The sequence below is a fragment of the Achromobacter kerstersii genome (genome assembly GCF_902859595.1).
Classification (GTDB): domain Bacteria; phylum Pseudomonadota; class Gammaproteobacteria; order Burkholderiales; family Burkholderiaceae_B; genus Achromobacter; species Achromobacter kerstersii.
This window is the reverse complement of sequence record NZ_CADIJQ010000004.1, coordinates 205,756-225,088: the sequence shown is the minus strand read 5'-3', so window position 1 is coordinate 225,088 and position 19,333 is coordinate 205,756. Positions and strand designations below refer to the sequence as shown.

Here is a 19,333-nt window from a genome sequence, read left to right as displayed (position 1 = left end):
TCAGCGCCGGGATCAGTGCCGGATTCACGCCGGGACCAGCGCCGGGACCAGCGCCCGATTCACGCCGGGATCAGCGCCGGGATCAGCGCGGGATTCATGCCTGGGGTTTGCGTGCTGGGTTTGCGCCCCGGGGTGGCATGGGACGTCAGCGCGCGGCCAGTCCGTTAAACGTGGTGGTGATCAAATATTCGACGATCTCGTCGGGCTGGAACGCGCCGCCCATTTTCAGGAAGTTGCCCACCGGGTCGCACGACCGCGCGTAGATCGTGTAGAGGATCACTTCGCCCGGCAAGTCTGACGACAGCTCACCGCTTTCCTGCGCCGCCAGAATCCAGCCGCCCAGCGTTTCGGTGACCTGGCTCAAGCGTTCCAGGTAGGGCGTGTGCGTGATCAGCGCCTGCTGAATCGTCGACCGGGTGGACGGCAAGAGCGGCATTTCGTCATCCAGGTGCGTCCGCACGGCCCAGCGCACCACTTCCTTCAGCCGGTCTACCGGCCCCAGCGATTCCGGCAGCGCCGCAATCACCGCCAGCGTGCGGTCCAGCAGCCGCGTCATCGACGCCGCCGCCAACGCGTCCTTTGACGCGAAATGCTTGTACAGGCTGGCCTTGGAAATCCCGACATCGGCCGCGACTTCGTCCATCGTCATCAGGTCATAGCCCTTCACCGCCAGCATTCGGTTGACCGAATCCAGGATGGCATCTTCGCGCAGCAACAGTTGCTGTTGTTTGAAGGACAGTTTCTTGACGGGGGCGGCAGCGGGCATGGGGGACAGACCATTCAGGCAGAAATTTGCCTGCATAGTCTAAATCTAAACTGCATAGTATTTTTTTAAACTTGATGGTTTAATCGTGACTAATCGGTTCACAACAAGGCGGCGACATGGCCACCCCGACGTCGAAACCCCTGGAAGTTGCGTTGCCGTCCGCGTTGCTGACGGCGCATCCCGCCGATTGGCGGCTGATCGGCCATGGCTTGCTCACGTGGAGCGTGTTCCGGCTGTATCACGCCTATCTCTATGTGCCTGCGCCGGCACCCGACGCAGCGGCACCCGACGCATCGGCGCCCGACGCAGCGGCACCCGACGCATCGGCGCCCGACGCAACGGCGCCCGACACGTCCACATCGTTTGATCCCGATGGCGACTTCGTCTTGATGCTGCGCTACCTGCGCAACATTCCGGGCGAGCAGATTGTCTCCACCTCGACCGAAGAAATTGCCCGGTTGACCGACACGCCCGCCGACGAATTGGCCGCCTGGACGCAGGCCATGCGCGAACGCTTTCCTGATGTGGCCGCGGGCGACCGCCTGACCGGCTGGTTTCGCCGCGGCGAGGGCGTGCGCTTTTTCCGTGGCGACACGCCGGCGGGCGATATCGACAGCCCCGCCTTTGCCCGCGCGTTCGCTGCCATCTGGCTCGACCCCCGTACCCGCAGCCCGGCCTTGCGCGCGAATCTGCTGGGCCTGAATCGTCAGGACGCCGCATGAACCGCGCCCTGTCCGCGCCGATCCCGCCAGGCGGCCGCATTGCGGTGGTCGGTGGCGGCGTGTCGGGTTTGAGCGCGGCGTGGCTGCTGTCTGAAAAATACAGCGTGACCTTGTTTGAAGCCGGCTCCTATGTGGGCGGCCACACGAACACCGTAGACGCCGAGGTCGACGGCATACGCCACCCGGTCGACACCGGTTTTCTGGTGCATAACGACCTGACCTATCCCAACCTGGTGCAGTTGTTCCGGCATCTGAACATTCCCGTACACGCCAGCGACATGACGTTCAGCGTGTCGCTCGCGCAGCCCGATCTGGAATGGGCTGGCACAAGCCTAGGCACCGTGTTCGCGCAACGCCGCAACCTGATGCGCCCCGCGTTCCTGGGCATGCTGCGCGACATCCTCCGCTTCAATCGCCACGCCGCGCGTTATCTGGCGCGTTGCGGCCCCTATGCGCTCTTGGGCGATCTGCTGGATGACGAAGGCTACGGCCAGACCATGCGCGATTGGTATTTGCTGCCGATGGCGGGCGCCATCTGGTCCACGCCGCCCAGCATGGTGTTGCAGCAACCGGCCCGCACGTTTCTGTCGTTCTGCCTGAACCACCGCCTGCTGCAAGTGGCCGGCCGCCCGCAATGGAAAACGGTCAAGGGCGGCGCGCGCCAGTATGTGAATGCGATGCTGCCGCGCATTGCAGACGTGCGCGTGTCCAGCGCGGTGCATACCGTCAAGCGGCTGGCCGACGGCGTGGAAGTGCGGTCGGCCGGGCATGTTGACCGCTACGATGCCGTGGTGCTGGCCTGCCATGCGCCGACATCGCTTGCCATGCTGGATGCCAGCGAAGACGAACGCGACGTGCTGTCGCGCGTGCGCTATCAGCCCAACGTGGCCGTGCTGCACACCGACACGGCCTTGCTGCCGCGCCGGCGCGCCGTGTGGTCGGCGTGGAATTATCTGGCCGGCCCCACGGCGGATGCGCCCATGTCGGTCAGCTATCTGCTCAACCACTTGCAACCGCTGCCGTTCAAGCAGCCGGTGATCGTCACGCTGAACCCGCAGCAGGAACCGGCGGCCAGCAGCGTGTTGGGCCGTTTCGACTACGAGCACCCCGTCCTGGACGCCGACACCGTTGTGGCGCAAAGCCAGTTGGCCGGCATCCAGGGCCGCGCGCGCACGTGGTTCTGCGGCGCGTGGACGGGTTACGGGTTTCATGAAGACGGCTTGGCATCCGCCATCCGCGTTGCGGCTGACTTCGGCGTGTCGCCACCGTGGAGCACCGCGCCATGACAGCGGCGCTTACCACCGCCCCGATCGAACTCGCTCGCGCGCGCGTGGTGCATGCGCGCACCCGACCCGTTGCGCACCGCTTCACGTACCCCGTGTTCTGCCTGCGCGTGCGCGTCGACCAGGCGACAGAGATGGATGGACGGTCGTCATGGCTGTTCGGCGTCAACCGCCGCCGCCCCGTGGCGTTTCATTTTGCCGACCACGGCGACCGCAGTGGCGGCAATCCGATGGACTGGCTGCGTTCCCGGCTGGACATCGCCGGCATCCGTATGGACGTGGGCGCCGTGTGGCTGCAGAGCTTTCCGCGCGTGTTCGGTTATGTCTTCAACCCCGTCAGCTTCTGGTACGTGCATGACGCCGATGGCGTGCTGCGGGTGCTGGTGGCCGAGGTCAACAACACCTTTGGCGAACGCCATCAATACGTGTTGCGAGCGCCAGACGGCGGGGCCATTCATGATGGCGAAGCCCTGCAAACCACGAAGGAATTTCATGTGTCGCCGTTCTGCCGCGTGGTAGGCGTGTACCGCTTTCGCGTGCATGAGCAGGGCGATACGCATCGCGTCGCCATCGACTACTTCGATGATCCCGCGTTGCCCGCGCCGTTGCTGCACACCGCCATTCAAAGCGTCGGCACGCCGCTGTCTACGGCGGCCTTGCTGCGCGCGCTGCTCGCCATGCCCTTCATGACGCTGGGCGTGGTGGCTCGCATTCATCTCCAAGCCTTGCGCCTGTTCTTGCGCAAGGTGCCATACCAACGCAAACCCGCTGCGCCGCCAAGCGAAGTGACCTACCCGCGCGAGGGCCATGATGAGTGAAGACGAACTCAGCGTTGAATGCGCTGCCGCCAGGCCCGGCTGGGCCGCGCGTGGATTGATGGCGATGGCGGCGCGCTTGCGCGTCGGCACCCTGGCCTTGACGGACCCATCGGGCGGGCACGCGCTGTACGGCGAGCCCGGCGGCGGGCCGCATGCCGAACTGATCATCCGCGATTGGCGGGCGGCGCCGGCCATCTTGCGCCAGGGCGACATCGGCTTTGCGGAAAGCCTGCGCCGGGGTTGGGTGGACAGCCCCGATCTGCTTGCGCTGTTCACCCTGGCCTTGCGCAACGAGGCCGCATTGTCTCAAGCTGTGGCAGGCAAGTGGTGGGCGTTGCTGGCGCGGCGCTTGTCGCATCTGTTTCTGCGCGACAACACCCGCAAAGGCAGCCGCCGCAATATTCTTTCCCACTACGACCTGGGCAACGACTTCTATCGTTTGTGGCTGGACCCGTCGATGAGCTATTCCGCCGCGCTGTTCGGCGCGGATCGCACGGAATCGCTCCAGGCCGCGCAACACCGCAAGATCGACCGGCTGCTGGATGCCTTGAACGCCCGGCCCGGCCAGCACGTGCTGGAGATCGGTTGCGGGTGGGGCGGCTTTGCCGAGCGCGCCGCGCAACGCGGCTTGCACGTGCACGGCATCACCTTGTCCGACGCGCAATTGCAATGGGCCCGCGCGCGCATGCAAACGCAAGGGCTGGACGGCCGCGTCACGCTGGAACTGCGCGACTACCGCGACCTGGGCGCCAGACAGTACGACCACATCGTCTCCATTGAGATGGTCGAAGCCGTGGGCGAGCGCCGCTGGCCCGTGTACTTCGATACCTTGGCCCGGAACCTGCGCAGCGGCGGCCGGGTTGCGCTGCAATCCATCGACATCGCCGACGCAGCGTTCGGCACCTACCGGCGCGGTACGGATTTTATTCAGCAATACATTTTTCCCGGCGGCATGCTGCCCTGCCCACGCGTGATCCGTGAACAATCTGCACGCGCCGGGCTCGACATCATCGACGAACACGCGTTCGGCCTGGACTACGCCGATACGCTGCTTCGCTGGCGCCACGCGTTTGACGCGCAGGTGCAGGCGGTACGCGCGCAAGGTTTCGACGACGCCTTCATCCGCTTGTGGCGCATGTATCTGTGCTATTGCGAAGCCGGATTTCGAGAAGGCCGCACGGATGTCCGGCATTGGGTTTTAGAGAAAAGGACGCAATGATGAACGCACGCCTGCAAGAAATCGCCGCATGGTTTGAAGCGCTGACGCCGCAAACGCTGCCCAGCATTGATACCGTCTACGCGCCCGACGCGCACTTTGCTGATCCGTTCAACGATGTGCACGGCCTGCCGGGCATCGCACAGGTTTACGCCCACATGTTCCAGAATTTGGAGCAGCCGCGTTTTCATATCTTGCGGCAGGGCGGACAGGGCGTGGACGCCTTTCTGGTGTGGCGGTTTGACGGCGCGTTCCGAGGCCACGCGTTCGACTTCGAAGGGGCCAGCGCGCTGGTGTTGGACTCGCAAGGCTTGATCATCGACCACCAGGATTTCTGGGACCCGGCGGCGCATATTTACGAACGCATTCCGGTGCTGGGCGCCGTGCTGCGCCGGTTGCGGCGCAAAATGTCCTCGCGGTAGCGCGGTAGCGCGGTGGCGCCGTAGCGAGGTAGTGAGGTAGTGAGGTAGCGAGGTAGCGAGGTAGCCGGGTAGCGGGGTAGCGGGGTGACGCTGAAAATGCCTTGATTTTGGTTGCGGATCGCAATTATATTGGTTGCGAACCGCAACTTATATTGGGGCCGCCATGGATCTCATCGATTTCCCTCCGCAATCCCGTGAGCAGACCATCCGGGATTTGCGGGAATTTTCCCGCAAGCTGGTACGCGAACTTGGCTTCATGCGCACGTCGCTGGCCGGCAGCGATCTCGCCCCTTCCGCCGTTCACGCCATCATCGAAATCGGTTTGCAGCCCGGCATTCAGGCGCGCGACCTGGCGGGGATTCTCAGGCTGGATAAATCCAACACCAGCCGCCAATTGGCCAAGCTGGAATCAGCCGGCCTGGTGACGCGTGAAACCGATACCGGCGATGCGCGCGCATCCCGCTTGACCTTGACCGCAGCCGGTCTGGAGCTTCGTGCGCGCATCGACCAGTTCGCCACCGATCAGGTGTCGCGGGCATTGCGCAAACTGGCGCCTGACGATCAGCAATCGCTGATCCGCTTCATGTCGCTGTATGCCGATGCGCTGTCACGCGAAAATCCCAACCTGGCGCCGCCCGCCACATCCATCAGCGATTCGATTCACGACGGCTATGTGCCCGGCTGCATTGGCGATGTCGCCAGCCTGCACGCACGCTACTACGCACAAACGTCGGGCTTTGGCGTGTACTTCGAACGCAAGGTCGCCAGCGAGCTGGCTGCCTTCGCGGAAGGCCTGCCCGCACAGGGCAAAGGCATATGGCTGTATGTGGACGGGGGCAGGGTGTTGGCCAGCATCGTGATCGACGGCGATCTTGCGAAGCGCCAAGCGCACCTGCGCTGGTTCATTGTGGACGACGCCTTGCGTGGCATGGGCGTGGGCCGCGCACTGCTTGAGCGCGCGCTGGCCTTTGCCGACGCGCACTACGACGAGACCTATCTGTGGACCTTCAAGGGGCTGGACGCCGCGCGCCACTTGTATGAGTCAGCGGGCTTTGTGCTGACCGACGAATCCGAAGGCCAGCAGTGGGGCAGCGTCGTCGTCGAGCAGCGCTTCCTGCGCCGCCGCTGACCGCTCGTCTTACGCACATGACACGCGGATGTCCGCGTGGACATACGCCGATACAACGCGGCCTGAATCACCCCGTGAGGATTCACGGGGTTGTCACGTCGCGTTCCTAGACTCGCTGGGGTCTTGCTGCTTGAAAGCGGCATGAAAGTTTTTCCTCACCCCACCGACTCCCCATGCCTCCCAAACGCATTGCACGAACGCTTGCGGCCGCCTTGCTCGTGGCCGTCACCTTGTCCGCCTGTGGCGGTGATGACGACGACGAGCCGTCATCGCCCACTCCCGAGCCTCCTGTCACCGAGCAGCCCCAGCCTCAGCCGCCCGCGCCTGCGCCGCTGCTGCGATGCGCGCCTTGAACGCCGTCGCGCTGACTTGCCCTGACCTCAACGACCCAGAAGCCTCGAGATGAATTCACGCCGCAATTTTCTACAGACCGCCACGGGCGCAGGCTTTGCCGCCGCCGCGCTGGCCGCATTTCCGCCCAGCATCCGCCGCGCGCTGGCCATTCCGGCCAACAACGCCACGGGCACCATCAAGGATGTGGAGCACGTCATCATCCTGATGCAAGAGAACCGATCGTTCGACCATTACTTCGGCACGCTCAAAGGCGTGCGCGGCTTTGGCGACCGCTTCACCATTCCCCTGGCCAACGGGCGCCGCGTCTGGCAGCAAGAGCGCGCCAACGGCGCCGTGCTCACGCCCTACCATCTGGACGGCAGCACCCACAACGCGCAGCGCGCGGATGGCGCGCACCACACCTGGGTGGATAGCCAGGCCGCGTGGGACCACGGCCGTATGACGCAATGGCCCACGCACAAGACCGACATCGCGATGGGCTACTTCAAGGAACGCGAGATTCCGTTCCAGTTCGCGCTGGCCAACGCGTTCACTTTGTGCGACGCCTATCACTGTTCGATGCACACTGGCACCGACGCCAACCGCGCGTTCCACCTGACGGGCACCAATGGCGCGACGGCAGGCGGCGCGTCGTTCGTGAACAATGAGTGGGACTGGATCGACGGCCGGCCGGCGTCGCAGAACACCGGCTACACCTGGACGACTTATGCCGAACGGCTGGAAGCCGCTGGCGTCAGCTGGATTTCGTACCAGAACATGCCGGACGAATGGGGCGACAACATGCTGGGCGCTTTCCAGCAATTTCGCCGCGCGAACATCGCGTCCGGCTTCCCGGTATCCAGCGGGGGCGAGCCCGGCGTGCCGTACGCCAACACCGGCCAGGCATTGCCGTATCACGCCTACGACGCCGCCAGCGACAACGCGCATAACCCGCTATACAAGGGTGTGGCGAACACCTTGCCCGGCACGGCGCCCGAGAACTATCTGGACGCCTTCAAGCGCGACATCCGCGAAGGCAAGCTGCCGCAAGTCAGCTGGATGAACGCGCCGTCGATCTATTGCGAACACCCCGGCCCGTCCAGCCCGGTGCAAGGCGCGTGGTTCCTGCAAGAAGTGCTGGACGCGCTGACCGCCGTGCCCGAAGTCTGGAGCAAGACGGTGGTGCTGGTGAACTTCGACGAGAACGACGGCTACTTCGATCACGTGCCGTCGCCGTCTGCGCCGTCGCCCGATTCGGGTTTGGGCAAAGCGGGCAAGTCCACGCTAAGCGACACGGACATGGCGTTTGAATATTTCTCGCATCCCGCGCCCGCCGGCAGCAGCAGCCAGCCCGCGCCGGATGGCCGCGTCTATGGCCCTGGCCCGCGTGTGCCGATGTTCGTCATCTCTCCCTGGAGCCGTGGCGGTTGGGTCAATTCGCAGGTGTTTGACCACACCTCGGTGCTGCGCTTTCTGGAAGCGCGTTTTGGCGTGCAGGAACCCAACATCAGCCCATTCCGCCGTGCCGTGTGCGGCGACCTGACCAGCGCGTTCAACTTCCAGACGCCCAACACCGAGGCCTTGCCCACGCTGGCCGGGCGCAGCACCCGCAGCGCCGCCGACCAGTTGCGCAGCGCACAGGAAGCGTTACCCGCCATGCCTTTGCCCACGGATATGCAGTTGCCCATTCAGGCCAGCGGCACGCGTCCGTCACGCGCCTTGCCGTATGAACTGCACGCCAGTGCGCGTTGCAGCGCGGTGGGTACGGTGGAATTGCTGTTCTCCAATACCGGCACGCAGGCGGCGGTGTTCCATGTGTATGACCGGCTGAACCTGGACCGCGTGCCGCGCCGCTATGTGGTGGAAGCGGGGAAGTCCTTGTCGGATACCTGGAATGCGTTCCAGGACAATCTTGGCCGGTATGACTTGTGGGTGCTGGGGCCGAACGGCCTGCATCGCCACTTCAAGGGCGATACCAGCCGCATCGCGGAGTCGGGTGTCGCGCCCGAGATCCGCGTTTGCTACGACATCGCCAATGGCGACGTCTATGCCGAGCTCATGAACGCGGGCGCCAATGCCGGCGACTTCACGGTGACGGCGCTGGCCTATCGGCAGGATGGCCCGTGGAAGCAATCCGTGGCGGGCGGCGCGACGGCATCGTTGCACTGGGCGCTTGCCGAAAGCGGACAGTGGTATGACTTCGCCGTCACGTGCGCCAGCGACCCGGCTTTCTATCGCCGCTTCGCCGGGCGGGTCGAGACGGGCAAGCACACGGTGAGCGACCCGGCGATGGGCGCCGAAGGCTAACGCCCGTGCGCGTCAGATCACACTGATGCGCAGCTCGGCCAGCAGCGCGGCGGCCTGCGTCTTGGAAATGGTGGCGCCGGCCAGCCGCGCGGCGGCGGTCAGGTCGATGCCGCTTAAATCCACTTCGCGCAGGTCGGCGCCTTCAAAGCGCACGTTTTTCAGGTTGGCGTTGCGCAGGCTGCCGCCGTGAAAGACGGTGTCGCGGAAATCACTGCCCGCAAGATCCGCATCTGAAAAGTCCAGCTGCATGAGGGCGGTTTTGCGGAACGACACGCCGCGCAAGAGCGCACCGACCAGCAAACATTCTTCAACCGTCCAGCCCAGGCAGGCGATGCCGTCGAAGTCGGAACCGGTCAGTTTGCATCCCTGGAACCGGGCGGCGGCCAGGCGCGCACGGCGCCAGTTGGCGTTGTTCAGATCGCAGTTCTGGAAGACCGCGTCGCTGGCATCTACCGACGCAAAATTGGCACGGCCGCCCCGGCAACGCACCCAGGTGGTGTCGGCCAGCGTGGCGCCCTGAAACGAGGCGTCGGCGATGGCGCAGGCGGTGAATTGCGCGCCGCGCAGATCCAGCCGGGAAAAGTCAGCGTTCTGGAAATCGCAGTCCTGGAAGAACAACGGGCGGCCCGCCGCTTGTTCAAGCAGCGCCTGCATGGCGCTGCGGTTCACTTCCTGGTCGGTAATGGATTCAAATGCGTCTTGCGTCATGCCACGGTCTCGGTTTGATGCGCCCGAGCAATGTAGACGCAAAGGCGCGGCGTCCGCTCGGGCAAGCCCCAAAGGATACCAAGCCAGAAGCGCCGCTTCCGCGCTTGTGAAACAGCCTGTATTTCTTTACTGTTTCGTCAGCCGGCTTGACGTCCGCAGGCCGGCTTCCTCCCGTTCACGCAAGTCAAGTCGTGTTGAAAGGAACCGTCTATGCAGGTGCAGGAAGGGGGGGGCAGCCATCGGCTTGAAGCAGCTCCCCGGATGAAAGCGATGCGTCGGGGCCGATGCGCCCGGGCGATCACGGGTTGGGCGATCACATTTTGGGCGATCACCGTTTTGGCCTTCACGGCGCTGGCCTTCAATGCGCACGCCGCAGATTCCGCCTCGTTCACAGACACGCAGGATGGGGACTTCGACACCAGTGATTTTCTGTTGCACCGCAAAGGTGTCATGCCGATTCCCATCGTCATCACCGAACCCGCGGTGGGGTACGGCGGCGGGGCGATGCTGCTGTACTTTTCGGAGTCACTGGAAGAGGCCGGCAGCGCGCCTCGCGAAGAGGGCGAAAAGGCGCCGCCGAACGTCACCGGCATCGGTGGCGCGCTGACCGAAAACGGCAGCCGCTTTGGCGGGCTGTTCCACTTTCATACTTGGGACGGCGACCGCTACCGCTATCTGGGCGCGCTGGCCCACGGCCGGATGAACCTGGATTACTACGGCAAGCTGAATGTCGGACGAAGTTACGAGCTCAAGGGCACGTTTCTGGTGCAGCAGCTGCTGGCGCGGGTAGGGGATTCGCGCTGGTACATCGGGCCGCGCTACACCTACTTCAATTCCACGACACGCTTCACGGGGGACGCCGCCAGCGAACTTAGCTCGGCTGACCAGCAGGGGCGCATCGGCAAGCTGGGCCTGGTGGTCGATTACGACAGCCGCGACAACATGTTCTACCCCACGAAGGGCAGCTATGCGGAAATTGAGGCGCAGTTTGCGCGGGGCTGGCTGGGCAGTTCGCAGTCGTTCGATACCTACAGCGCGCGCGGCTACACGTGGATGCCGTTGAATCCAGAGTGGAACCTGGGCGTTCGTCTGGACGGCCAGACCACCAGTGGCGCGGTGCCGTTTTACGCGCAGCCGTCCATCGATTTGCGCGGCGTGTCGCGCGGCCGCTATCAGGACAAGACTGCGCTGGTGTCCGAGCTGGAGTTGCGGTGGAACGTCACACCGCGTTGGTCGCTGCTGGCGTTCTCGGGGCTGGGCAAAGCCTACGGCCGCTGGAATTCATTCAGTGAAGCGCCCAACGTGGTCAGCGTGGGGACGGGCTTTCGCTATTTGATCGCTAAGAAAATGGGCTTGTCCGTCGGTATCGACGTGGCTCACAGCAAGGATCAGAACGCGTTCTATATTCAGGTGGGCAGCGCCTGGCGCTAAGGCCAGGGGCGGACGGCGTTACTGGAAAATCTCGGTTTCTACGCAGAACGCCACCAGTTCCTGGTCCGTCTGCACGTTCAGTTTTCGCATGGCGGATATCTTTTGTCCGCTCACGGTCTTGACGCTGCGCTTGAGCGTCTCGGCCACTTGCATCATGGATTCACCCCGAATGAAGTGGCGCAGCACTTCGAATTCCTTGGGGGACAGGCTGTTGATGCGTTCGCCGATGAACTTGGTGCGGGAATCTACCGTGCCGTCGCGTTGAAACCCGGGGGGATAGTATTTGCGCCCGGCTTGCAGCGTCTGCAATGCCGTGACAATTTCGGCCAGGTTGTCGCGCTTGAGCACCACCGCCGCAACCCCTGCGTCATACAGTGCTGAAATGATCATCGGGTTCGACACCATCGTCAGCACAACGACCTGCGCGCGCGGAAAATGCCGGGTCAGGTATTTCACCAGCCGGATGCCGTCGCCATAGGTTTCATCGCCGGGCATGGAGTAATCGGTGATGACTACATTCGGCAGATCTTGTGTCAGGTGTTCGACCAGCTCGGTCGGGCTGGCCAATGTTGCCGTGACCTCAAAGCTGAGATCCTTATCGAGCAGATCGCGCATGCCCATAAGCACAAGCGGGTGATCGTCTGCCAAGACTATTCGAAGTCGTTCCATGCGGGGACGCGGAGTATTGATGGGATGAATTATCGGGACCATTCTGCACCAAGAATCAGACTTGGACCAGAAGGTCTTTGAGTTCAACTATCAGCGTCAAGGTGTCCTGAAAGGCTTGTTCGTCCCGGTCATTGCGCTTGAGCCGGGATTCGATGGCTTCGAGCTGAGATGACAGTGGCGTCATTTTTACCATTACCAGCGCGCCGCGCATGCGGTGCATGGTTTGCAGCGCCACCCGCACGTCGCGCTGGGCGATGGCGGCTTCCAGTTTGGCCAGATCCGACTCCATGGTTTCCCGGAACAGGCGGCGGTACTGGGCGGGGACGAGCGGAGACAGCGCATCGGAGTTGGTGGGGGTATCGGCGTTGGGCGTAGCGGCAGCGGCCGGGGGCGTGTCCGAAGGGGGGGACGCCTTGTCGTGGCGCCGCGGCGCCACATTGCCCAGGTGGCGGCGCAAGGTGCTGAGTTCAATCGGCTTGACCAGCCACGCGTTCATGCCCGCCGCCATGCAGCGCGCTTCTTCGTCGCGCATGGCGTTGGCGGTGACGCCGATGATGGGTTGCGTGAATCCGCGCTCGCGCAGCGTGCCGGTCAGCTCGTAGCCATTCATCTTGGGCATGTTGACGTCGGTCAGCAGCAGGTCGTAGGCGCCCAGTTCCCACAGCGACAGCGCTTCCGCCCCGTCTGCCGCCACCGTCACCGTACAGCCCAACTGCTCAAGCTGATGGCGCAGCGTGGCCTGGTTGATCGGGTTGTCTTCCGCGACCAGGACCTGCAAGTCGAGGGGGTCCAGGACGGCATCGGCGCTGACCGCGGGCGGCACGACCGGATCGCCCCGCACCAGGCGCGCGATGGCGAACCCGATGCTGTCCAGGTCGTGGCCATCGATCTGTTCCGGCGCGCCGGGGGCGCTGGCCCAGGGGTCGCCCGCCGCCAGGTAATGCCCGGCCCAGTTGACGGGCCGGGCATCGTTGGCGCCCAGCAGGTCCAGGAAGACATCATCGCGTTCGCCGCGGGGCTGCGAGCCGGTGGCAGGGTCCGCTGTCGCGCCCCAGCGGTTTAGCCAGAGGCAGACGTTGTCGGTCAGTTCGCGATGCGGGCTGCGCACCTGGATGCGAATGCCGTGCAGATCAGGCAGCTCGATGGCGGGGCCGTCGGCCGGCTGCAAGACGAGGTCCAGCGCGAAGCTGCTGCCCAGGCCCAGCTCGCTGGTCACGCGGATCTGGCTGTCCATCAACTTGGCCAGGCGGGCGCAGATCGACAGGCCGATGCCCGCGCCGCGCACGGTGTGGCTGGCGCTGTCGATTTGGTAGAACGGACTGAACAGCTGGCTTTGTTCGGACTTGCCGATACCGATGCCGGTGTCCACCACCTGCAATGTCAGCCGTTGCGCGCCGTCTTGCAGATTCGCCCCGCGCAGCCGCACGATGACGTGGCCGGACTCGGTGAACTTGATGGCGTTGCTGAGCAGGTTGCTGAGAATCTGCCGGATGCGCACAGCGTCCCCCATTACCCAGGGCGCCACGGAACCGTCCACGCAGGCGAACAGCAGCAGCCCCTTTTGCCCTGCCATGGCGGCAAACGAGCGGGTGCAGCTTTCCACCAGGTCGCGCGGGCTGAACACACTGGACTCCAGCGCCAGCTGACCCGACTCGATCTTGGTGATGTCCAGGATGTCGCTGATCAATTGCAGCAGAATCACCGACGAGTTCTGGATGCGTTCCAGATGCTGGCGTTGTTCGGTGTTCAGTTCGGTCATGCCCATCAGTTCCAACGTTCCCAGCACGCCATACAGCGGCGTGCGGATTTCGTGGCTCATCGTGGCAAGAAAGGTGGATTTGGCCTCGCTGGCTTTGTCGGCGTCGCGCTTGGCCTGCGCCAGCGTGCGCTCGATTTCGGCGCGCGCGCTGATGTCGGCGAAGGCGCACAGCACCACGCTCTGCTTCTTGTAGCGGGTGGGCGAATAGGCCACGTATAGCGGGCGGCCGTCGTCGGCGTGGAAGGTCTCGATGGTGCCGGGTTCCGTGGCGTGCAGCACCTGGTCCAGCAGGGGCTGCGCGGCGGGCGAATCACGCAGCCCCTGTCCGGCTGCGGCGCCCAGCCATTCCAACGCCAGGCTGTTGGCGAACAGCACATCGCCATCGGCTCGCGCCAACACGCACAGCGCGATGGGCGCCGTCTGGATCAGCGTTCGATTGAATTCTTCGCTTTCGGCGATGTCGCGGTGCGCGATCTGCGCGGGCTCGATCACGCGGCGGCTGTACCACCGCTGATAGCCGATGCCGCCTGCCAGACTCAGCAGCAGCGCCAGCAGGGCGCTGACCGGCAGCCAGAGATTGTCTTGAAAGAAGTTGCCATAGCTGACGCGGTAATGCGCCGTCCAGCGCCCGGCCGGGTCCGTCACTTGCATGACCAGGCCATCGGCCATGTAATTCAGGCCATCGTGGCCGCCCACGGGGGCGGGGCCGTCGCCGATCATCAGGCCTTCATCGCGGTGGCTCAGCCAGAAGGCGTCGTATTGGATGGAGGGCAGCGCCTTGTCGTAGATGTTGATGCGGTTGCGGCTGAGCAGCGTGACGGCAAAGAGCTCGGCACGCTTGCCGTCGCGGTTGCTCCAGGCGGCGTCAGGCAGGCCGGCGGCCATGATGCCGATCATGCGGTTGTTCAGCCCCGGCGCGCGGAACCACTGCACCGTTCGGTCGGGTTGTTCGTCGATGATTTCCGTGTCGGCGGCAGCGGCCGAAGGGGGCGTGGTAACGGGTTGGGGCTTGTTCAGCCAGGCGCGCACGCCGTCATCGACCAGCAGCAAGGTGCCTTCGCTGAGCGGGACGCCATAGCCGGGCTTCACGTTGATGGCAGGCACGGCGACCGTGACGCTGTCGGTGCGGTTCACCAGAAAGGCGGCGGCCGAAGGAAAGTACGAGTTGGCCCAGAACGTGCTGTAGAAATCGGCGAAGTAGCCGGACGCTGCCGGGACGGGGCTGCCCGCTGCCGGACAGTCGGCGGGGTAGCGGCAAAGCAGCGAAAACGGCATGGCCACAAACGCATGCTGTCCGCGATAGAGCCGAAAATCGGGGCGCGAAGCCGCCATCGGGGCGCCAAGCTCAACGTGTTCGATCGGCGGCCGGCCATCCAAACGTTGGTTTTCCTTGCTGAACTGGATCAGGAAGCCTTCCTGTTCGTGGATATAGCCCACGAGGACGGCGAAATCCATCAGCAAACGGTCTTCTTCCTGCTTGATGATGCGTTGTGCGCCCCACAGCAGAGCGCCGATCAGGATCAAGGCAACGGGCAGAATGCCGAACAGTGCGGTATTCAGGCGGCGAGAGGTGCGAGCGATCCTGCTTAACGGCGTTTCCTGCATGCGCGGCAGTAGTCCTATAGCGGATGGGTGGCGTACGGGCGGGGTTCGTTAGCCAGCAAATCGGTGAAGTCGTGGGCGTTGACGGCGGCGGATATCAGAAAGCCCTGGGCGAAATCACAGCCGATATCGCGTAAAAACTCCAGTTCTTTCGTTGTTTCCACCCCTTCGGCGGTAATCAGCAAGCCTAACTGGCGGCCGAGTTGCACCGAGGATAACAACGCCGCGGCGCGGACTCCATCTTCGACGACGCCACTGACGAAGGCGCGGTCGATCTTCAATTCGGTGAAGGGGGTGGAAATCAAGGTGTACATGGAGTTGTATCCTTTGCCGAAATCGTCCTGCGCCAGACCAAAGCCCTTCAAGCGCAGGCGGCTTGCCCCCATGTAGTACTGGCCTGGAAGCGTTGCGGTGTCGTCTTCCAGCAGTTCAAAGGTGACGTCCTCGAAGGGGACGTCTTGGTCCGCGACAAGATTGTAAAGCTGGTCGGGCAGATCAGGTTCATCAAGTAACCGCGTGGGCAGATTGACCGAAACCGGCATCTTGAATCCCATGTGGCGCCAGCGGCGGTAGGCCGTCAGCGCGTCTTCCAGCATCCGCATCAGTAAGGCGTGGTCCAGGCCATGATGCCGGACCGCACCCAGGAAAGACGCGGGCAGCATGAACCCGAACTCTTCGTGATGCCAGCGCGCCAAGGCTTCCGCCCCAACAATATTGCCGGTGGCCAACGCCTTCTTGGGTTGAAACCAGGCTTGGATCTGGCCGGTGTTCAGCGCCTTTTCCAAGGTCTGGCGTTCGAAGAGCCGGGCAGGGTCCAGAATGGGCGCCAGGTGCGCGACAGGGTCCGGACGAGCCTGGCGCAGGCGGTTGGCCAGCGCTTGCGCGTTTTCCCGGGTGACGGGTTTGGTGTACGCACCGATGACGGCCAGCCCCTTTTCCTTGGCCATCAGGCTGACGCTGTTCATGATGCGGCGCGAGCACGCGGTGGTAATCGCCAACATCGGGCTCAAGTGCTGCCGGGCCAACTCGTGGATGAACTGCACGCCATCCATGCCGGGCATGTTCAGCTCCATCAGAATCAGCTCATAGGAATGCAAACGCGCTTTTTCCAGCGCTTCTTCTGCGGTGCTTGCCATGTCCACCTGTTCGAAGCCGGCGTCTTCAAGCAGGCCGCGCATCTGCGCGCATTGGAATGGGTGGTCGTCAAGGACCAGTACCTTGTAAACGGAAAGCATCGTTAACTCCGGGGTTCTTTGACCGTTTGCAGGGTTTGACGCAGAACGGCTAGGGGCAAGGGCTTGACCAACAGGCTGGTCATGCCCGCATTCATGCCGCGCCGCTGTTCATTGGGAAATGCGTTCGCGGTGACCCCGAGGATGGGCTTGTCGTATCCGCGCTTTCGCAGGATGCGCGTGAACTCGTAGCCGTCGACCAAGGGCATGTTCAAGTCGGTCAGCACTGCGTCAAAGCCCATCAGGTCAGGCAGGTTCAACGCTTCCTGGCCGTTGCCCGCCAGCGTGACGGTGCAGCCCAGGTGCTCGAGCTGCTCGCGCAGGATCAATTGGCTGATGGGGTTGTCTTCCGTGACCAGCACGCGCAAGCCCAGGAGTTCCGGTTTGGCCTTGGCGTCCAGGGAAGCCGAGCGCGCCGCGCCGCCTTGCGCCATACGAACGGCATGATGGATGCTGGCCTGGTTGTAGGCGGTAGCGAACCAATTGCGATGGCTGTCGTCAATACGCGGGCGCAATCCGGGCGGATGAATGATGACCTGCGGGCCCGTCCAGTTACTGATCTTCTGCGCGTGCGGCCAGGCCTGCACCAGTACCGAGGGTTCCGCCGATGGCGTGCTTTCGCCCGTGAATGGCAGCGCCACAGCGCCCCACCGGCGTAGCCAGTCGCACAGGTTGTTGACGATCTCGGGGACGGCCCCTTGCACGTAGACGGTGGTGTTGTCCAGACCCGGGCTGGCGGCCTCAGGTGTGTCAGGGGCCAGCGGCAGGCGGACTTCGAACGTGATGCTGGTGCCCAGGCCGGGTTCGCTGACGGCGTTCAAGCGGCCATTCATCATGTCGGACAGGCGGCGGCAGATGGACAAGCCCAGCCCCGTGCCTGGCGCCGACACGCCGTTGTCGGCATCCACCTGGTAATACGGTTCAAACAAGCGCGCTTGATGTTCAGGCGCAATGCCGGCGCCGGTGTCGGCAATCTGGAAGCACAGGTCGACGTCGTCGCGGCAACGGCTGTTGAGTTTCAGGCGCAGGACGATCTGCCCGGAATCCGTGAACTTGATGGCGTTGCTGACTAGGTTGTCAAGAATTTGCCGGATGCGGGTGGCGTCGCCCAGGACGGAGGGGGGCGTGTCGGGGTCGGCCACGGCATAGCTGCGCAAGCCCTTAGCGTGTGCGCGCGCCGAGAAGCTGGCGACCACATTGTTCAGCAGTTCGACGGGCGAGAACGCCGCGCGTTCCAGTACGGTGTGGCCGGCCTCGATGCGAGACAAGTCCAGCGTGTCGTTGATGGTGCGCAACAACGTGGAAGAAGACTGCTGGATGGTCTCAAGGTATTGCGATTGCTGGCCGTTCACACGGGTCAGCGAGAACAGTTCAAGCGTGCCAAGAATGCCATAGAGCGGCGTGCGGATTTCGTGGCTCATGGTCGTGAGGAATACGGTCTTGGCCTGATTGGCGGCCTCGGCGTCGCGCTTGGCTTGCAGCAGCGAATACTCGATACGCTTCAATGCCGAGATGTCGCTGATGCCGCACAGCACAACGGCTTCGCCGCGGTAGGTGGTAGGCGCGAACGTCAGGTACGCCGTGCGCCCATCCTTCAACTTGTGCTCGCGGCCCATTTCATCGCCCTGATGAGACAGGATTTCGGCGCGCCAACCGGGCGTGCCTTGGAACCAGCGGCGCGCCATGTCGTTGGACAAGACCACCGCGCCGTCGGAGCGCCGCAGCAGGCACAGGCCCACCGGCGCAACTTCGATCAGCTTGAGGTTGAGCGACACACTGTCGGCCAGCGCTTCATATTGGCGCAGCGCCGGCAACACCAGCCGGCGGCGGATGTAGCGCACCCGCAAGACCACCGTAATGATCAGCAGCAATGACGTGATCGAAGCCATCTGCAACGCGAACGCGTTGTCGCGCAGGACGTGCAGGATGGGCGTGTAGTAAACAAGGCGCCAGCCGTCGTCGCCCACCGATTTGCTCAGGACAAGATACTCGGGCAGCCAGCCCCGGCCTTGAAGGCCGAAGGCGTCTTCACGCATCGTTTTCGTCAGCGTGTGTTCAACGGCGCTGCCGTCCGGGCTATGCAGCACGGGCCGGCTTTGCTCGTCAAACAACACATAATTTCCCGCGCCGAAGCGCGGCGCATTCACGGCGGTTTCCACGCCGTGGACTTCAAGCCCGATCCAGCCGGTTTCGGGGTGAACGGGGTCGAGCGGCGTGAACAGGAACAGGCGCTTGACCGTATCTTGCGGCGGATGCAGCCAGACGATGGGCGCCTGTCCGTGCGGAGCGGGGCGGGTTTCGATATCGGTCAGCGTCAGCGCCAGCCATTGCTGGATGGCCGGGGGAATCGTTGACACGACGATCTGGCCGTGTGCGGCGACACGCGTGGTGGTGGCATTGCGCAACGAGCTGTACACCACTTTGGTGTTGGCCAGCGCCAGGCGGCGCAAGTCGCGAGGGGTCAGGATCAGCGCCCAGTCGAAGGTGTCGGGCGCGTCTTGCAACGGCAGGACTTCAATCTGGCCGGTCTTGCCGAAATACGTGGGGGTTTCGCTGATGGGCGCGTGGTTGGTGTTGCGCACGGCGGCAGCGGCGACGGATCGCAGCAAGGCTTCGCGCTGATCGAAGAACAACTGCGCCTCGTAAGCCGCGGCATTCATATGGCGGCGATACGTGGAGACGACGTTGCTGAAGGTCCAGTACAGATAGAAGGTCGCGCCCGCCGCAATGCAGACGAGCAGCGCCACTGCAAGAAAGTGCAGCAGCAAAGAGGCGGCGCGCGGCGCGGCCTGAGGTTCTAGGGCGAGTGCGCCACGGTCTTCTACCAGCATTTGACGCATGGTAGAAACACCTGCTTACCCAGAGAATAAGAAGAATCTCAAAGTGGGTGAGGCGTTGATGCCACCCCTGGCAAGGTCGATATTGCGCGGGGATTA

The 19,333-nt window shown here is 63.8% G+C and carries 15 protein-coding genes; 9 read left to right on the top strand and 6 right to left on the bottom strand.

Annotated features, from left to right (window positions below):
* Positions 1–145 precede the first annotated feature (145 nt).
* On the bottom strand, positions 146–766 hold the full coding sequence (locus HV765_RS14820; protein ID WP_054422794.1) for a TetR/AcrR family transcriptional regulator: 621 nt from the start codon (positions 764–766) through the stop codon (positions 146–148).
* A gap of 116 nt (positions 767–882) precedes the next feature.
* Here HV765_RS14820 and HV765_RS14815 point away from each other — a divergent pair, with 116 nt between their 5' ends.
* From HV765_RS14815 to HV765_RS14780, 8 genes are all read left to right on the top strand, one after another.
* On the top strand, positions 883–1,488 hold the full coding sequence (locus HV765_RS14815) for a chalcone isomerase family protein (protein ID WP_175170155.1): 606 nt from the start codon (positions 883–885) through the stop codon (positions 1,486–1,488).
* Positions 1,485–2,774, top strand: a complete 1,290-nt coding sequence (locus HV765_RS14810; protein ID WP_175170154.1) for an NAD(P)/FAD-dependent oxidoreductase — start codon at positions 1,485–1,487, stop codon at positions 2,772–2,774. The genes HV765_RS14815 and HV765_RS14810 overlap by 4 nt, the downstream gene beginning before the upstream one ends.
* A complete protein-coding gene (locus HV765_RS14805) occupies positions 2,771–3,589 on the top strand; it encodes a DUF1365 domain-containing protein (protein WP_175170153.1) in 819 nt (272 codons plus the stop codon). Before HV765_RS14810 ends, HV765_RS14805 begins: the two co-directional genes overlap by 4 nt.
* A complete protein-coding gene (locus HV765_RS14800) occupies positions 3,579–4,808 on the top strand; it encodes an SAM-dependent methyltransferase (RefSeq protein ID WP_254600579.1) in 1,230 nt (409 codons plus the stop codon). The genes HV765_RS14805 and HV765_RS14800 overlap by 11 nt, the downstream gene beginning before the upstream one ends.
* On the top strand, positions 4,805–5,227 hold the full coding sequence (locus HV765_RS14795) for a nuclear transport factor 2 family protein (protein ID WP_175170152.1): 423 nt from the start codon (positions 4,805–4,807) through the stop codon (positions 5,225–5,227). The genes HV765_RS14800 and HV765_RS14795 overlap by 4 nt, the downstream gene beginning before the upstream one ends.
* A gap of 163 nt (positions 5,228–5,390) precedes the next feature.
* Entirely contained in the window at positions 5,391–6,356 is a 966-nt protein-coding gene (locus HV765_RS14790; protein ID WP_175170151.1) for a bifunctional helix-turn-helix transcriptional regulator/GNAT family N-acetyltransferase, read from the top strand.
* 173 nt (positions 6,357–6,529) lie between these two features.
* Positions 6,530–6,709 (top strand): hypothetical protein, encoded by a 180-nt coding sequence (locus HV765_RS14785; RefSeq protein ID WP_082387030.1) that lies wholly within the window; start codon positions 6,530–6,532, stop codon positions 6,707–6,709.
* Positions 6,710–6,758: 49 nt separating this feature from the next.
* Positions 6,759–8,996, top strand: a complete 2,238-nt coding sequence (locus tag HV765_RS14780; RefSeq protein WP_175170150.1) for a phosphocholine-specific phospholipase C — start codon at positions 6,759–6,761, stop codon at positions 8,994–8,996.
* Positions 8,997–9,008: 12 nt separating this feature from the next.
* On the opposite strand, the gene HV765_RS14775 is transcribed toward HV765_RS14780, so the two are convergent.
* The gene (locus HV765_RS14775) at positions 9,009–9,704 is read right to left on the bottom strand and encodes a pentapeptide repeat-containing protein (RefSeq protein ID WP_175170149.1); all 696 of its coding nucleotides are present in this window, start codon (positions 9,702–9,704) and stop codon (positions 9,009–9,011) included.
* A 270-nt stretch (positions 9,705–9,974) separates the two neighbouring features.
* On the opposite strand from HV765_RS14775, the gene HV765_RS14770 reads away from it, so the two are divergent.
* Positions 9,975–11,135: a BamA/TamA family outer membrane protein gene (locus tag HV765_RS14770; RefSeq protein ID WP_175170297.1), complete on the top strand. Its 1,161-nt coding sequence runs from the start codon at positions 9,975–9,977 to the stop codon at positions 11,133–11,135.
* Between the two features lie 18 nt (positions 11,136–11,153).
* Here the strand turns inward: HV765_RS14770 and HV765_RS14765 are convergent, their stop codons facing one another.
* From HV765_RS14765 to HV765_RS14750, 4 genes are read right to left on the bottom strand one after another with little or no spacing between them, the layout of a single operon-like run.
* The gene (locus HV765_RS14765; RefSeq protein WP_054422778.1) at positions 11,154–11,804 is read right to left on the bottom strand and encodes a response regulator; all 651 of its coding nucleotides are present in this window, start codon (positions 11,802–11,804) and stop codon (positions 11,154–11,156) included.
* Between the two features lie 55 nt (positions 11,805–11,859).
* Positions 11,860–15,168, bottom strand: coding sequence for a hybrid sensor histidine kinase/response regulator (locus HV765_RS14760; RefSeq protein ID WP_175170148.1), 3,309 nt, complete (start codon positions 15,166–15,168; stop codon positions 11,860–11,862).
* 14 nt (positions 15,169–15,182) lie between these two features.
* The gene (locus tag HV765_RS14755) at positions 15,183–16,400 is read right to left on the bottom strand and encodes an EAL domain-containing response regulator (protein WP_175170147.1); all 1,218 of its coding nucleotides are present in this window, start codon (positions 16,398–16,400) and stop codon (positions 15,183–15,185) included.
* Between the two features lie 2 nt (positions 16,401–16,402).
* Entirely contained in the window at positions 16,403–19,228 is a 2,826-nt protein-coding gene (locus tag HV765_RS14750; protein ID WP_082387029.1) for an ATP-binding protein, read from the bottom strand.
* Positions 19,229–19,333 lie beyond the last annotated feature (105 nt).

Excerpts from the sequence above, each read along its gene's own strand:
- HV765_RS14820 (WP_054422794.1), bottom strand. The coding sequence starts at position 766 with ATGCCCGCTGCCGCCCCCGTCAAGAAACTGTCCTTCAAACAACAGCAA.
- HV765_RS14815 (WP_175170155.1), top strand. The coding sequence starts at position 883 with ATGGCCACCCCGACGTCGAAACCCCTGGAAGTTGCGTTGCCGTCCGCG.
- HV765_RS14810 (WP_175170154.1), top strand. The coding sequence starts at position 1,485 with ATGAACCGCGCCCTGTCCGCGCCGATCCCGCCAGGCGGCCGCATTGCG.
- HV765_RS14805 (WP_175170153.1), top strand. The coding sequence starts at position 2,771 with ATGACAGCGGCGCTTACCACCGCCCCGATCGAACTCGCTCGCGCGCGC.
- HV765_RS14800 (WP_254600579.1), top strand. The coding sequence starts at position 3,579 with ATGATGAGTGAAGACGAACTCAGCGTTGAATGCGCTGCCGCCAGGCCC.
- HV765_RS14795 (WP_175170152.1), top strand. The coding sequence starts at position 4,805 with ATGATGAACGCACGCCTGCAAGAAATCGCCGCATGGTTTGAAGCGCTG.
- HV765_RS14790 (WP_175170151.1), top strand. The coding sequence starts at position 5,391 with ATGGATCTCATCGATTTCCCTCCGCAATCCCGTGAGCAGACCATCCGG.
- HV765_RS14785 (WP_082387030.1), top strand. The coding sequence starts at position 6,530 with ATGCCTCCCAAACGCATTGCACGAACGCTTGCGGCCGCCTTGCTCGTG.
- HV765_RS14780 (WP_175170150.1), top strand. The coding sequence starts at position 6,759 with ATGAATTCACGCCGCAATTTTCTACAGACCGCCACGGGCGCAGGCTTT.
- HV765_RS14775 (WP_175170149.1), bottom strand. The coding sequence starts at position 9,704 with ATGACGCAAGACGCATTTGAATCCATTACCGACCAGGAAGTGAACCGC.
- HV765_RS14770 (WP_175170297.1), top strand. The coding sequence starts at position 9,975 with ATGCGTCGGGGCCGATGCGCCCGGGCGATCACGGGTTGGGCGATCACA.
- HV765_RS14765 (WP_054422778.1), bottom strand. The coding sequence starts at position 11,804 with ATGGAACGACTTCGAATAGTCTTGGCAGACGATCACCCGCTTGTGCTT.
- HV765_RS14760 (WP_175170148.1), bottom strand. The coding sequence starts at position 15,168 with ATGCAGGAAACGCCGTTAAGCAGGATCGCTCGCACCTCTCGCCGCCTG.
- HV765_RS14755 (WP_175170147.1), bottom strand. The coding sequence starts at position 16,400 with ATGCTTTCCGTTTACAAGGTACTGGTCCTTGACGACCACCCATTCCAA.
- HV765_RS14750 (WP_082387029.1), bottom strand. The coding sequence starts at position 19,228 with ATGCTGGTAGAAGACCGTGGCGCACTCGCCCTAGAACCTCAGGCCGCG.